This is a genomic window from Lentzea sp. NPDC058450, assembly GCF_042721395.1.
Taxonomy (GTDB): domain Bacteria; phylum Actinomycetota; class Actinomycetes; order Mycobacteriales; family Pseudonocardiaceae; genus Lentzea.
The window spans coordinates 71,463-84,949 of the sequence record NZ_JBHXLO010000035.1; the positions used below are offsets into that span (position 1 = coordinate 71,463).

General features: G+C 70.1%; 15 protein-coding genes. 6 read left to right on the plus strand and 9 right to left on the minus strand.

The window, feature by feature from the left end; all coding sequences use genetic code 11:
• The first annotated feature begins 121 nt into the window (after window positions 1-121).
• A complete protein-coding gene (locus ACFWNN_RS37755) occupies window positions 122-475 on the plus strand; it encodes a hypothetical protein (RefSeq protein ID WP_382444753.1) in 354 nt (117 codons plus the stop codon).
• Here the strand turns inward: ACFWNN_RS37755 and ACFWNN_RS37760 are convergent, their stop codons facing one another.
• Genes ACFWNN_RS37760 through ACFWNN_RS37770 form a run of 3 tightly spaced genes read right to left on the minus strand, consistent with a single transcriptional unit; the run spans window position 476 to window position 3,041 of the window.
• On the minus strand, window positions 476-1,264 hold the full coding sequence (locus tag ACFWNN_RS37760; RefSeq protein WP_382444754.1) for a phosphotransferase: 789 nt from the start codon (window positions 1,262-1,264) through the stop codon (window positions 476-478).
• 17 nt (window positions 1,265-1,281) lie between these two features.
• Complete coding sequence (locus ACFWNN_RS37765; protein ID WP_382444755.1) at window positions 1,282-1,926, minus strand: response regulator; 645 nt, start codon at window positions 1,924-1,926, stop codon at window positions 1,282-1,284.
• The gene (locus ACFWNN_RS37770; RefSeq protein ID WP_382444756.1) at window positions 1,917-3,041 is read right to left on the minus strand and encodes a sensor histidine kinase; all 1,125 of its coding nucleotides are present in this window, start codon (window positions 3,039-3,041) and stop codon (window positions 1,917-1,919) included. The genes ACFWNN_RS37765 and ACFWNN_RS37770 overlap by 10 nt, the downstream gene beginning before the upstream one ends.
• A 163-nt stretch (window positions 3,042-3,204) precedes the next feature.
• Here ACFWNN_RS37770 and ACFWNN_RS37775 point away from each other — a divergent pair, with 163 nt between their 5' ends.
• Complete coding sequence (locus tag ACFWNN_RS37775) at window positions 3,205-3,846, plus strand: DedA family protein (protein ID WP_382444757.1); 642 nt, start codon at window positions 3,205-3,207, stop codon at window positions 3,844-3,846.
• Here the strand turns inward: ACFWNN_RS37775 and ACFWNN_RS37780 are convergent.
• The 4 genes from ACFWNN_RS37780 to ACFWNN_RS37795 form a co-directional block, all read right to left on the minus strand.
• On the minus strand, window positions 3,836-4,861 hold the full coding sequence (locus tag ACFWNN_RS37780) for an amidohydrolase family protein (RefSeq protein WP_382444758.1): 1,026 nt from the start codon (window positions 4,859-4,861) through the stop codon (window positions 3,836-3,838). The genes ACFWNN_RS37775 and ACFWNN_RS37780 overlap by 11 nt on opposite strands.
• Window positions 4,862-4,918: 57 nt before the next feature.
• A complete protein-coding gene (gene katG, locus ACFWNN_RS37785; RefSeq protein ID WP_382444759.1) occupies window positions 4,919-7,150 on the minus strand; it encodes a catalase/peroxidase HPI in 2,232 nt (743 codons plus the stop codon).
• 18 nt (window positions 7,151-7,168) lie between these two features.
• Window positions 7,169-7,603 (minus strand): Fur family transcriptional regulator, encoded by a 435-nt coding sequence (locus ACFWNN_RS37790; protein ID WP_090068208.1) that lies wholly within the window; start codon window positions 7,601-7,603, stop codon window positions 7,169-7,171.
• 67 nt (window positions 7,604-7,670) lie between these two features.
• Entirely contained in the window at window positions 7,671-9,065 is a 1,395-nt protein-coding gene (locus ACFWNN_RS37795) for a PLP-dependent aminotransferase family protein (protein WP_382444760.1), read from the minus strand.
• A 22-nt stretch (window positions 9,066-9,087) separates the two neighbouring features.
• Between ACFWNN_RS37795 and ACFWNN_RS37800 the strand changes: the two genes are divergently transcribed.
• Window positions 9,088-9,978, plus strand: a complete 891-nt coding sequence (locus ACFWNN_RS37800) for a DMT family transporter (RefSeq protein ID WP_382444761.1) — start codon at window positions 9,088-9,090, stop codon at window positions 9,976-9,978.
• Here the strand turns inward: ACFWNN_RS37800 and ACFWNN_RS37805 are convergent.
• Window positions 9,938-10,546, minus strand: coding sequence for a suppressor of fused domain protein (locus ACFWNN_RS37805; protein WP_382444762.1), 609 nt, complete (start codon window positions 10,544-10,546; stop codon window positions 9,938-9,940). The two genes, ACFWNN_RS37800 and ACFWNN_RS37805, sit on opposite strands and share 41 nt — an antisense overlap.
• A 65-nt stretch (window positions 10,547-10,611) precedes the next feature.
• On the opposite strand from ACFWNN_RS37805, the gene ACFWNN_RS37810 reads away from it, so the two are divergent.
• The 3 genes from ACFWNN_RS37810 to ACFWNN_RS37820 are packed head-to-tail and all read left to right on the plus strand — an operon-like array spanning window position 10,612 to window position 11,901.
• Complete coding sequence (locus tag ACFWNN_RS37810) at window positions 10,612-11,154, plus strand: DUF6939 family protein (RefSeq protein ID WP_382444763.1); 543 nt, start codon at window positions 10,612-10,614, stop codon at window positions 11,152-11,154.
• Between the two features lie 43 nt (window positions 11,155-11,197).
• Window positions 11,198-11,545: an MmcQ/YjbR family DNA-binding protein gene (locus ACFWNN_RS37815; protein WP_382444764.1), complete on the plus strand. Its 348-nt coding sequence runs from the start codon at window positions 11,198-11,200 to the stop codon at window positions 11,543-11,545.
• Complete coding sequence (locus ACFWNN_RS37820; RefSeq protein ID WP_382444765.1) at window positions 11,542-11,901, plus strand: VOC family protein; 360 nt, start codon at window positions 11,542-11,544, stop codon at window positions 11,899-11,901. The genes ACFWNN_RS37815 and ACFWNN_RS37820 overlap by 4 nt, the downstream gene beginning before the upstream one ends.
• A gap of 666 nt (window positions 11,902-12,567) precedes the next feature.
• Here the strand turns inward: ACFWNN_RS37820 and ACFWNN_RS37825 are convergent.
• The gene (locus ACFWNN_RS37825; protein ID WP_382444766.1) at window positions 12,568-13,434 is read right to left on the minus strand and encodes a tat pathway signal sequence; all 867 of its coding nucleotides are present in this window, start codon (window positions 13,432-13,434) and stop codon (window positions 12,568-12,570) included.
• Window positions 13,435-13,487: the final 53 nt, after the last annotated feature.

The following is a 13,487-nucleotide window of genomic DNA, read 5'->3' on the forward strand; positions in this document are numbered from 1 at the left end:
GATGTCGTCGGGGGCTCGGTTATGTTTATAAGAGCCCCCCGCCGGCCCGGCCGGGGCCTGGGCGGCCACCGCGCCCCCCAACGGCCACACCCTGAGCGCCTCCAACGCCACCGACCTGGTCGTGGCCGGCGAGACGATCACGGTCACCGGCACCGGCTATGACCCGGCCAAGGGCTACTACGTGGCGTTGTGTCAGGTGCCCGACGACTACAGCTACGGCGCTGCACCCACTCCCTGCCTCGGCGGCGACGGACAGGGCGGTACGGGCGTGGGCCCGTCGGCGTGGGTCACCAACCTGCCCGGAGGCACCAGCCCCATCGCGGCGAACGGCTCGTTCACCGCGCAGATCCACGTCAAGCAGGCAGGCGGCAACCTGGACTGCGCTCAGGTGACGTGCGCCATCGTCACCAGGCGCGACCACCTGGGGCTCTCCGACCGCAGCTTCGACGTCTTCATCCCGGCGTCCTGGCAGTAGCTAGCCGAGAGGCGGGTGTTCGCGCACCGAGCAACGGCGGCGGAACCAGGCGAGGAACCTCGCCGGGTCGCCGCCCTGCCGGAGCGCGGACACCGCGCCCGTCAACGGGAACATCGCCGCGTGCGTGAGCGCCCGCTCGTACAGGTCGGGCCGCACGCGCCGCACCAACGGCCAGCCGTAGTTCGCGAACGCCGCAGCGTCGAGGGCCGGGTCACCGGCGCAGGCGAAGTCCCAGTCGATGATCCCGCTGACCTTTCCGTTGCGCCAGCGCAGGTTCACCGGCGCCAGGTCGCCGTGCACGAAACCCGTCGCCGCCGGCAGCTCCGCGAAACGGTGCAGCACCAGGGAAGCCTGGTCGCGTTCGTCGTCGGTCAGCAACGGGAACACGAGCTCGGTGATCGACTCCGCTACCGCCCTGCCGCCGGCGTGGTGCAGCGGTTCGTCCAGCACCGCAACGAGTTCGTCGCTCGTCTCGACGCTCTCGAGCGCGTCGAGCACCTCGCGGACTGCCTCGGCGCTCGCCGTCGCCGACTCTTCGCCCGGCACGTACGAGATCACGACGTGGGCCTCACCGAGCGGCAGGTCCAGCCGGTCCCCGATGACCTCCGGCACCGCGAACGGCAGGTCCAGCCCGGAGATCAACCGCAGCGCCCGCGCCCGCCGTCGTGCGTCGGCAAGGCTGTGGCGTGGGAAGCGCGCGACCCACTCTCCGTGCAGCACAACAGCATCGTTGAACAGCCCGCGGGCGAGTTCCGTGCCCGGCATCGCGAGCAACTCCTCGACGCTCATCAGCTCGTCGGCACCTCTCAGCTGCCCAGGTACCGGACCACCGCCAGCACCCGGCGGCTCATGCCCGACGACCCGGAGAGCCCGAGCTTGTCGAAGATCGCGTTGATGTGCTTCTCGGCGGCGCTCTGCGAGATGTGCAGCTGGGTGGAGATGCGGGCGTTGGTGAGCCCTTGCGCCATCAGTTCCAGGACCTCCTTCTCTCGCGCTGTCAGGGTTTCGAGCGGGTCGACGTGCGTCGTTCTGGACAGCAGCCTGCGCACGACCTCGGGGTCGAACGCCGCGCCACCGGACGCGACCCTCTCCAGGGCCTCCAGGAACTCGTCCACCTGCGCGACCCTGTCCTTGAGCAGGTAGCCGACCTTGCCGCCGGTGCTGGTGATCAGCTCGGTGGCGTAACGGTTCTCGATGTACTGCGACAGCACCAGCACGCTGACCTCAGGCCACCGCTCGCGGATCTCGAGCGCGGCCCGCATGCCGTCGTCCTTGTGATCGGGTGGCATCCGGACGTCGGTGACCACGATGTCCGGCCGGTGTTCCCCGGTGGCCCTGAGCAGCTCCGGTGCCGTGCCGACGGCGGCCACGACCTCGTGCCCCTCCTCGGCCAGCAACCGGATCAGGCCTTCACGCAACAACGTCGAGTCCTCGGCCAGGATCACGCGCATGGCAGCCTCGCGCAGATCATGGTGGGACCGCCGACCGGACTGAGCACGTCGAGCGCACCGTCCACCGCCTTGACCCTCCTGGCGAGCCCGGACAACCCGGACCCGGTGCGATCCGCGCCGCCGACCCCGTCGTCCTTCACCAGGACGGCGACCTCGGACCTGCTCGACCACACGGAGATCTCGACCACCGACGGATCGGCGTGCTTGGCCGCGTTGGTGACGGCCTCGGACGCCACGAAGTAGATCACCGCCTCCAGCGCCTTGCCCGGCGCCTTGGTCAGCTCGGTGCTGATGTCGACGCGCACGCTCGCCCGTTCCGCCAATACCTCCAGCGCCGCCTCCAGACCGGAGTCGTCCAGCACTGCCGGGTAGACCCGCGTCGCGACCTCGCGCAGCTCGTCAATCGCCTCGCCCGCGGTGTCTTGCGCCTGCTGCAACAACTCCTGCAGGTGGTCCTCGTCCTTCGTCCGCCTGGCCCGGCCGATCAGCATGGCCAGCGCGACGAGACGCTGCTGAACTCCGTCGTGCAGGTCGCGCTCGATGCGCCGCCGTTCGTCGTCGATCGCCTCGATGACCTCGGCCCTGGTGCTCGTCAGCTCGGCGACGCGCTGCCGCAACAACGTCTGCTGACTCGTCCCGAGCAGCGCCGTGGCGAGCCACCTGTCCAGCGCTGCCACGCCCATGACGCCGACCGTCGTCACGAAGATGACCAGCACGCCCGGCACCAGGACCAGCAGGATCAGTCCCAGCGAGACGCGGTCGTCTTCCTCGATGAACGCCCAATCACCTCCTAGAAGCCAGGCCGACACCATCGAGCCGGCGACGAAGTACCAGAACGCCAGCATGCAGATCACGCCGGCGCCGAGCGCACCGACCAGCCATCGCACCGCGAGATATCTGCGGCATCCCTTCCGCGTCAAGGGATTCGTGTGCGCCGCCTGGTCGAAACGCTCGATCCTGCCCAGCTCGTACTCGGTCAGCCTGACCACGCCGACATCGGCTGCCGCGGCCACGAGCCCGGCCATCCCGGTCACGGACCCGATCGTGAGCCCGAGGAGCACCTGGAACCAGCGCCGCACCAACGAACCCGCACTGAGCTGCCCTTCCTGATGCACATTCGCCACCGTACTGGCCCGCCAGCGCCCTGGCATTGCGGTTTACCACAGTATTGCCCTGCGGCTTCCCTCACGATTCTCGACGGACAACCTCATGGTCGCCGCCCTTCCCCGTTCCTAGCGTGAATCCCGACAGATCTCACCACCGTCCGAGGGGAAAACAATGCTGGCTGAATGGGCCGTCTCGCTGATGGAGTCGCTGGGAGGCGTGGGCGCCGCAGTGGTGGTCGGCCTGGACAACCTCTTCCCGCCCATCCCGAGCGAACTAGTGCTCCCGCTGGCGGGCTTCTCCGCGAGCAAAGGCGTGTTCAGCCTGCCCGCGGCGCTCTTCTGGACCACCCTGGGCTCGGTGGCCGGAGCCGTCATCGTCTACCTGGCGGGCATGCTCCTGGGCCGCACCAGAACCCGAGCCCTCGTCGCTCGCATTCCCCTGGTCCGCGTCACCGACTTCGACAAAGCCGAAGCCTGGTTCACCCGCCACGGCACAAAAGCGGTGTTCTTGGGCCGAATGATTCCGCTGTTCCGCAGCTTCATCTCCTTACCCGCGGGCGTGGAGCGGATGAACTTCCCGAAATTCCTGGTGCTCACCACCCTGGGCAGCCTGATCTGGAACACGGTCTTCGTGGTCGCCGGCTACCAGCTGGGCGAGAACTGGCACCGAGTCGAGTCCTACGCGGGCGTCTTCCAGAAGCTGGTGATCGCCGCAGTGGCCCTGGCGACGACGCTGTTCGTGGTCACCCGCCTGCGCAACCGCAGCAAGGGCGACCCGGAGTCGACGGAGGTGTTACCGCGCATCAGCCGATGACCTTGCCGCGCAGGATGATCCGGCTCGGCCGCGTCAGCACCGACGGGTCCTGCACCGGGTCCGCGTCGTAGGCGACCACGTCGGCCAACCCGCCGTCGACCAGGCCCGGCAGGCCGAGCCACTCCCGTGCGGTCCACGAGCCGGCGCCGATGGCCGCCTCCACCGGGAGGCCGGCCTTGATCAGCCAGGCGATCTCGCCCGCTACCTCGCCGCACGGCTTGTCGTCGGTGCCCGCCAGCACGGTCACGCCGGCCTCGTGAGCGGCGCGGACGGTCGGGAAGGCGTGGTCCCAGCCGGTGAGGAGCCAGTCGCGGAGGCGGGGGTCGGCGGTGTCCGGGATTCCGGCGCTGATCTTGGCGAACGTCGTGAAGGTCGGTACCAGGGCGGTGCCCTGGGCTGCCATCTGAGGAAGGAGGGAGTGGTCGAGGTGCATACCGTGTTCGAGGCTGTCGGCGCCCGCCAGGACGGCGTTGCGGCAGCCCTCCTCCGTCTGGCAGTGGACGGCTACTCGGGCGCCGATGGCGTGCACGGCCGAGACGACGTCGGTCAGCACGTCCAGCGGTACCGGGGGATCGTCGGGCATCCAGTCGCCGATGACCTTGCACCAGCCCGTCGCGGCCTCTTCCACGGCGGCGGTGACCAGGTCTGCCTCGGCCACTCGGCGGCCGTAGCCGGGGAAGAAGCGGCCCGGGGTGGCGAGCCAGGCGCCGGCGCGTACGAGGCGGGGGAGGTCCGGATCGTCGGGACGGGTGCGGTCCGGGTCGGGCGAGCCGGGGGAGCGTACGGTCAGGACGCCCGCGGCGCGGTGGTCGAGCATGTGGCGGCGGAACAAGGGGTGCGAGTAGGCGTCGCCCGGTTGTTCCATGCCCGCGTGCGAGTGCACGTCCACCAGACCGGGGAGCAGCCACCAGTCGGAGTCCTGAGTGGACGGTTCGGCGCGCAGGCGGTCGCCGGACACGACGAACGACACCTGTTCGCGCGTGGGCAGAGCCGTGCCCGCGATGCGCACCCCCATGAAGACGACGGTACCCCAGGCCGGGGGAGTGGCCTGGGGTACCGGGATGGAGCTGGATCAGACGTCGTAGCGGTCCGCGTTCATGACCTTGTTCCACGCCGCGACGAAGTCCTGGACGAACTTCGCGGAGGCGTCGTCACTCGCGTAGACCTCGGCGACGGCGCGGAGCTCGGAGTTCGAGCCGAACACCAGGTCGTTGCGGGTCGCGGTCCAGCGGACTGCGCCGGTGGCGCGGTCGCGGCCCTCGAAGTTCTCCTGGTCCTCGGTGACCGACTTCCACTCCGTGTCCATGTCGAGCAGGTTCACGAAGAAGTCGTTGGTCAGCGTCTCCGGCTTGGCCGTGAGCACGCCCGCCGCCGAACCACCGTGGTTGGCGCCGAGCACGCGCAGGCCGCCGACCAGCGCGGTCAGCTCCGGAGCGGAGAGACCGAGCAGGTTCGCCTTGTCGACGAGCAGGTACTCCGAGGGGAGCGGGTGGCCCTTGCCGCGGTAGTTGCGGAAGCCGTCGACCGTGGGCTCCAGGACGGCGAACGACTCGGCGTCCGTATGCTCCTGGGTGGCGTCGGCGCGGCCCGCGAGGAACGGCACGTCGACGTCGTGGCCCGCGGCCTTGGCGGCCTGCTCGATCGCCGCGGCACCGCCGAGGACGATCAGGTCGGCCAGCGAGACCTTCTTGCCGCCGGACTGCGCCGCGTTGAAGGCCTCCTGCACGCCTTCCAGCGTGCGCAGGACCTGGGCGAGCTGGTCGGGCTCGTTGACCTCCCAGCCGCGCTGCGGCTCGAGGCGGAGGCGGGCGCCGTTGGCGCCACCGCGCTTGTCGCTCTGGCGGAACGACGAGGCCGAGGCCCACGCGGTCTTGACGAGCTGCGAGACCGAGAGGCCCGACTCGAGGATCTTGGCCTTGAGCGCCGCCACGTCGTCAGCGGAGACGACCTCGTGGTCGACGACCGGCAGGCGGTCCTGCCAAATCAGCTCCTCCTGCGGCACCTGCGCGCCGAGGTAGCGCTGGATCGGGCCCATGTCGCGGTGGGTCAGCTTGAACCACGCACGCGCGAACGCGTCGGAGAACGCCGCGTGGTCCTCCGCGAAGCGGCGCGAGATCGGCTCGTAGACCGGGTCGATGCGCAGCGCGAGGTCGGTCGTCAGCATCTCCGGCGTGCGGTTGAGCGTGCCGTCCTCGGGGTCGGGCACGGTGTTGGCGCCCGCGCCGTCCTTCGGCCTCCACTGGTGCGCGCCCGCCGGGGACTTGGTGAGCTCCCACTCGAACTCGAACAGGTTCTTGAAGAACAGGTTCGTCCACTTGGTGGGCTGCTGCGTCCAGGTCACCTCCAGGCCGGAGGTGATGGCGTCGCGGCCCTTGCCGGAGCCGTGCGTGCTGATCCAGCCGAAGCCCTGCGCGTCGATCGCGGCGCCCTCGGGCTCCGCGCCGACCAGGTCCGGGTCACCGGCGCCGTGCGCCTTGCCGAAGGTGTGGCCGCCGGCGATGAGGGCGACGGTCTCCTCGTCGTTCATGCCCATGCGGCCGAACGTCTCGCGGATGTCGCGGGCCGCGGCCAGCGGGTCCGGGGTGCCGTTCGGGCCCTCGGGGTTGACGTAGATCAGACCCATCTGGACGGCCGCGAGCGGCGACTCCAGGTCGCGCTCACCGCTGTAGCGGGCGTCGCCACCGAGCCACGTGGTCTCCGGGCCCCAGTAAACGTCCTCGTCCGGCTCCCACACGTCCGCGCGGCCACCGGCGAAGCCGAAGGTCTCGAAGCCCATGGTCTCCAGGGCGCGGTTGCCCGTGAAGATCATGAGGTCGGCCCAGGAGACGCTCTTGCCCCACTTCTTCTTGACCGGCCACAGCAGACGACGGGCCTTGTCCAGGTTGCCGTTGTCCGGCCAGCTGTTGAGCGGCGCGAAGCGCTGCATGCCCGCGCCGGCGCCACCGCGGCCGTCGTGGGTGCGGTAGGTGCCCGCGCTGTGCCACGCCATGCGGATCATGAACGGGCCGTAGTGGCCGAAGTCGGCGGGCCACCAGTCCTTCGACTCGGTCAGGACGGCGTCGACGTCGCGCGCCAGCTCGTCGAGGTCGACGCTCTGGAACGCCTTGCCGTAGTCGAACTCGCCGCCGAACGGGTCGGCCTGGACGGGGTGCTTGCGGAGGATCCGGAGGTTGAGCTGGTTGGGCCACCAGTCTCGGTTGCTGCCGCCCTCGCTGGGGTGGCTGATACGACCATGCGCGACCGGGCAGCCGCCGGCCTCCTCCACGTTCAGCTCGCTCAGCTTGGCGTCAGTGCTGTCGGACACGGGAATCCTTCCGGGTGTTCAGGAACTTTTCGCGGCGGTCGTGCACTCGGGGCAGGAGCCCCAGTAGATGACCTCGGCCTCGTCGATGACGAACCCGTGGTCGTCGGATGCGTCCAGGCATGGCGCGTGGCCGACCGCGCAGTCGACGTCGGCGATGGCGCCGCAGGATCTGCAGACGACGTGGTGGTGGTTGTCCCCGACGCGCGCCTCGTAGCGGGCGACCGAGCCCTGGGGTTCGATCTTCCGCAGCAGGCCGGCTCCGGTCAGCGCGCGGAGCACGTCGTACACGGCCTGGTGGGAGACCGCGCCGAGGTTCTGACGCACGACGCCGATGATCGAGTCCGTGTCGGCGTGCGGGTGAGAGTGCACCGCGGACAGCACCGCTATCCGCGGAGCCGTCACCCGAAGCGACGCTCCACGCAACAGACGCTCGAAATCGGAAGCCGTGGGCACGGGAGCCACCCTGCCGTCTTTTCTGGACTGAGTCAAGTTAACGAACGATGCAGTTCACCCGATGTGGTCATCTCCGCACAGTGGACACGGCGTGGGCGAGACGCCGAACTCCTTCTGCGAGCACGTGTTCCGGTGCGCCGCCATACGTCAAACGAAGAAAGTCGCCCGGTGGTTCAGCGGCGAACCACGACCGTCCCGGAACGACGACGACATCGCGTGCCGCGGCGGCCGTCGTCAGTTCGAGATCGTCCACTCCGTCCGGCAACGTCGCCCACAGGTGCAGGCCGCCGGTGGACCTGGCGATCTCGAACTCCGGCAGGTGCTCGGCGACCGCGCGCGCCAGAGCGTCCCGCCTGGACCTCAAGGCCTGCTGGAGCGTGCGCAGGTGCCGCCGCCAGACGGGGGAGGTCACGAAGTCGATCGCCGCCTCCTGCAACGGCCCGGCGACGTACAGGTCCTGTCGGGACCGGGTGTTCTTGAGTCTCGTGCCCGCAGGGCCGCGGGCACCGATCGCGGCGACGCGCAGACCGGGTGCGGCGACCTTGGTGAGCGAGCGGACGTAGACGACGTGGCCGTCGGTGTCCTGCGAGACGAGCGTCGGCGGGGCGGTGCCGTCGATCGTGAAGCCGCGCGCCCAGTCGTCCTCGACCAGGAACGCGCCTGCCCTGCGGACGATCCGCATGACCTCCGTGCGGCGTTCGTCGGACAGCACGGCGCCGTGCGGGTTCGCGTGCAACGGCTGGCAGTAGAAGACCTTCGCGCCGGTGCGTTCGAACGCGGCCTGGAGCAGGTCGGGGCGCACGCCGTCCTGGTCGGCGGGCACGGGGACGACCTTGAGCCCCGCGTCGCGTGCGGCCGCGATCGCGCCTAGGTAGGTGGGTGACTCGACGAGCACGGCGTCGCCGCGTTCGCCGAGGCCGCGGAACACTGTCGCGAGTGCTTCCTGGGCACCCGCGCAGACCGTGATGTCGCCTGCCCTGAGTTCGCCGCCCGCCTCCTTGGCGAACCAGGCGCGCAACTCCTCCTTGCCCTCGACCGGCACGCGTCCCCAGCTCGCCGGGCGGCGCGCGGCGCGGCTGAGCGCGGCGCCGAGCGCGTCCGTCGGTTGCAGGTCGGGGTCGAGGTAGCCGCTGGTCAACGGGATGGCCTCGGGCTTGGGCACGGCGACGAGGTTCGCCACGAGGTCCTCGCCGGGCCTGCCCTCGCCGAGTGCGACGGCCTGCCACGAGAGGTCGTGGCTCGTCGTCGTGGCGCGCTGGGCGACGTAGCTGCCCCGGCCGGGCCGCACCTCGACGAGGCCTTCCGCGGCGACGCGCTGGATGGCCTGCTGGACCGTCGCGGGCGAGGCGCGGTGCCGTGCCATCAGGTCGCGCACCGAGGGCATCCGGTCGCCGGCACGTCCGGCACGTGCCGTTGCTCGCAGGTCCTCGATAACGCGGAGGGCTGCGTTATCCTCATTCATGAGAGCCAAGAGTAACGTTATCGTGCCAGCGGGGGTAACACTCGGCGCGCTCGGCGTGCTGGGTTTCAGCTTCTCCCTGCCCGCGACCCGGCTGGCAGTGGCAGGGCTGGACGCGTGGTTCGTCGCGTTCGGACGCGCGTTCGTCGCCGGTCTCCTGGCGATCGGCTACCTGGCGTTATCGCGAGCGCCGTGGCCGTCGGTAACGCAGGTCCGCCGCCTGCTCGTCGTCGCTCTCGGCATCGTGATCGGCTTCCCGCTCTTCACGTCCCTGGCCCTCACCACGCAGACCTCGGCCCACGGCGCCGTCGTGATCGCCGTGCTGCCGATGTCCACGGCGATCTGGGCCGTCGTGCGCGCGGGGGAACGCCCGCCCCTCGCGTTCTGGCTCGCCAGCGGTGCCGGACTGCTCGCGGTGCTCGCGTTCGTGGCCACCGGCGGCGGGTTCTCCGGTTCGCTGAGCCTGGCCGACGCTTACCTGCTGGTCGCCGTCGTGCTGTGCGGCCTGGGTTACGCGGAGGGCGGCGCGCTCGCCCGTGAGCTGGGAGGTGCACGCACGGTCTGCTGGGCACTGGTCGTCTCGCTGCCGGTGACCATCCCGGTCTCCTTGTACACAGCGGACTTCTCGCGCGCCGACACCGTCGTGTGGCTCAGTTTCGCTTACGTGGCCCTGATCTCGATGTTCCTGGGCTTCTTCGCCTGGTACGCGGGTCTGGCCGCGGGCGGCGTCGCCAAGATCGGCCAGATCCAGCTCGCCCAGCCCGTTCTGACGCTGCTGTGGTCGGCTCTGGTGCTGAGCGAACCGGTCGGCTGGCCCGCCCTCGCGACTGCGGCCGTCGTGCTCGTCTGCGTGGTGCTGACCCAGCGCAGCCGAGTCACACCGACGAAGGTCGCGCTGGATCAACCAGTTCGCTGACTCCGGCACGGTCGAACGCCGCGATGAGAGCCGACGCCCCCTGCTCGGCCTTGAGCCGGATCTCGGCCGGGTGCAACGGGATCACGGCGAGCAGGTCGATCTTCGCCTGGTCGCCGTCGATCTCCCGTCCTGCGGCACTGGTCCTCAGCACCGGCGTGATCACCATGCCCGCGAACGGCGTGTTCGGCGCGTAAGGCACCGCGGGATCGCCGTTGGGCAGCAGGTGCCACGCACCGAGCCAGGTGTCGTTCTCGTGCGGGAACGCGGCCAGGTACTTGATCAGGTGCACGGGCCAGGAGTCGTCCGCGGCGAGGTCCTCGATCGGCCAGTCCACCGGCAGGCACAGCAGCAGCTCCGCGAACGGGCTCACCCCGTCCGGCACCTTCATCGGCCGGTCGCTCATGCCCTCGGTGACCAGGGTCCGGAAGGGACGTTCCTCCGTGGGGCCTGCCACCAGCACGTGCACCCCGGTCGACGGCACCGCGTGGAACACGAACTCGATCGGCCCGAAGTGCTCCTCGACGTGCCGCTCGATCGCGTCGTACGGGTTCTGCGCCGGGTTCTCCATGCCCGCAGAGCCTAGGCGGCCGCGCACCGCCGAAAATTGTCAGACCCTCCTGTCATCCTCGACCCATGCCGATCGAAGTCGCGAGCAAGCGTCGCAAGGTGCAGCGCCCCGGCGCGGTGGTCATCGACGTGACCTCCCGCGGCCCCGACCCGTGGGTGCGCTTCAGCCCGTTCTACCCGCACGGCCAGATCCCGGTGCCGTTGTCGCCGGGCGTGACGAGCGAGTCCGTCGAAGGTCTTTGGCAGGCGCTGAAAGTCTTCGAGAGCGCTGACGTCGACCCGTCGAAGCTCGCGGTCACCTCGATGAAGGGTCTGAAGCGCACGGTTCGCCGCTTCGGGCCGGTGCGCGGGCACCGCGCGGGGCTCGGCGGCGAGGGGTTGCTCGACTACCGGACGGCCCGGCTGGAGATCTACTTACCGGCGTACCGCTGGGTTCTGGAGCACCGGCTGGCGGCGGAGGTGGCTCGGTTGCGCGAGCTGGCCGAGACCGCCGACGTCGTGCTGCTCGACTACACGACCAACGGTGACGTCGAGGACCTCGGCACGCCGTTGTCGCACGCCGCACTGGTTGCCGATCATGTGAGGAGGATTGCCGCTCACACGTCCTGAAAGCCGGATTTATACTTTCTGCCTTCGGCTTTGGGGGTCGGTAGTGGCGACGACGAACAAACAGCTCTTCAAGATCGTGGACGGGCTCGCCGAGGCGACGCGGTCCTCCGGGCAGCAGCACGACACGTTCCGCGTGCGCGGCAAGGTGTTCGGGTACTACTGGCCGCGCACGCAGACGGTCGGGTTGAAGCAGACGTTGTCCGAGCAGCTGGCTCTGGTGGCGGAACGGCCCGACGTGTTCGAGGTGCAGTTCACGGCGGGCGGGTTCGGCTGGGTCGTGGTGTACCTCGAAGGTGTCGAGGCCGACGAGGTGAACGAGCTCGTGTTCGAGGCGTGGCGGTTGTCGGCGCCCGAGGAGCTCATCGCCCAGGTGCCGGACCTCGCGCGATGAGGCGGGTCAAGTTCGAGGTGCCGGCGGACGACCTCGCGCGGGCCACGGCGTTCTACCGCGACGTGTTCGGGTGGTCGGCGCAGGAGTTGCCGTTCGACTACGTCCTGGTCAACGCCAGTGGTGAGCCCGTGGACGTGCAGGACGCGGACGGCGGGATCTCGCCGCGCACCGAGTTCGTGCGCGGGCCGGTGCTGATCATCGACGTGGACAGCGTCGACGAGGCGGCGGGCCGGGTCGTGGCGGCCGGTGGCGAGCTGCTGAACACGAAGGAACAGGTGGGGGAGTTCGGGTTCTCGCAGTACGTCAAGGACAGCGAGGGTTCGGTGCTCTGCCTGTGGGAGTCGCTCGGGTCCTGAGTGGACGATCGAGCCCGCCCGCCGCGGATGAGACGGGGCGGCGCAGGGGAGTTCGGGGGTGCGGCCCTGGGGATGCGCGCGGTTGGCGGGGCTGCGGTTGGCGGCAGGGCAGGGGTAGGGATGCGCGCGGTCAGCGGTGTGCCGGGTCTGCGGGTGTGTGCCTGTGGACGGCGGGTGTGCGGGGCTGGGGATGCGCGGTAGCGCGTGTGACTGCCAGCGGGTGCGACCGCGGTTGACAGGTATGTCGGGCCAGCGGGGTGTGTGCCTGAGGACGGCGGGGTGTGCGGGGCAGGGGATGCGCGCGGTTGGCACGTGTGCCGACCAGCGGGTGTGACTGCGGTTGACGGGTGTCGGGCCAGCGGGTGTGTGGGGGCGGCGGGTGCGCTTCCTGATGGCGGGTGCGCCGGCTAGCGGGTTCGGCCAGGGTTGGCGGGTGGTGGGCCAGCGGGGCGCTCGCGGATGGCGGGTGTGCGGGCTGGCTGAGTGCGGTCGGGGCCGGCAGGTGTGGGCTGGCTGAAGGTGCCCGCGGAGACCAGCTGTGTGGGCGAGGTCGGCGGCTTGTGCACTGGCTGAAGCGCCTGCGGAGATCAGTTGCGTGCAGCAGGTGGCGGGTGTGGGGCGGCCGAGGCCTAGCGGAACAGGATGCGGGTGTGGGGCGGCTGAGACCTAGCGGAACAGGATGCGGGTGATCTCCGTGTCCGTGGCGCGGCCCTCGTCGTAGGCGCCCTCGCCCTTGAGGTTGTTCATGATGGCCAGCGTGTAGCGGGCGTCGGCGCCCACGAAGCCGACCGAGTTCATCACCCAGCCGCCGTCTTCCTCGGACCAGCCGTTCTTCGCGCCGGCGTCCGGTCCCCAGACGCCCCACTGCTGTTCGGGGCCCACCTGGCGCATCTGGCCGGTGATGTAGTCGCGGTCTTCGGCGGGCACCTTGTCGAGGACGTAGTTGATCAGGCGGTCGAGGTCGTCGGCCGTGCACTTCTCGAAGCCCCAGTAGGGGAACGCCGAGGAGTAGCCGCGCTGCGGGACCAGGCCCGTCATGCCGTACTTGCCGAACGCCGCGTTGAAGGTGGCGCCGCCGTAGCGCTTCCACAGCGTGTCGGCCGCGTTGTCGTCCGAGCTGTGCAGCATGGCGGTCATCAGGCGGCGGTCGTCGGTGGTGAGCTTGATGGCGCCGGTGCGGTGGCGTTCAAGCAGGTTCACGACCATGGCGAGCTTGATGGTGGAGGCGGTCCACGTCATCTCGCCGGCGTGGGTGTTGCGCCAGACCGCGCCCGTCTTGCGGTCGCGCAGGACGAAGCCGACCGATCCTGGCCTGGTCTCGGCGTAGTCGACCGCCGCCTTCAGGCGCTTCTGGAAGTCGCACTCGAAGCCGCTGTCGGGCAGCGGGCAGACCTCGGGCGTCGCGACCAGGGGTGCGGCGGCCGGGGTGTGCGACGGGGGCTGCGTGCGCGCGGCGGCGGGTGGCTCCGCCGTCACTGCGTGGCCGCAGGCCGTGAGGGCAAGCGCGCACGCAACAAGGATCGGACGGAGCATGCGCCGCACGCTAATGGGTCCGATCGGAGGTAGTCGACCGCCATCCGGACGCG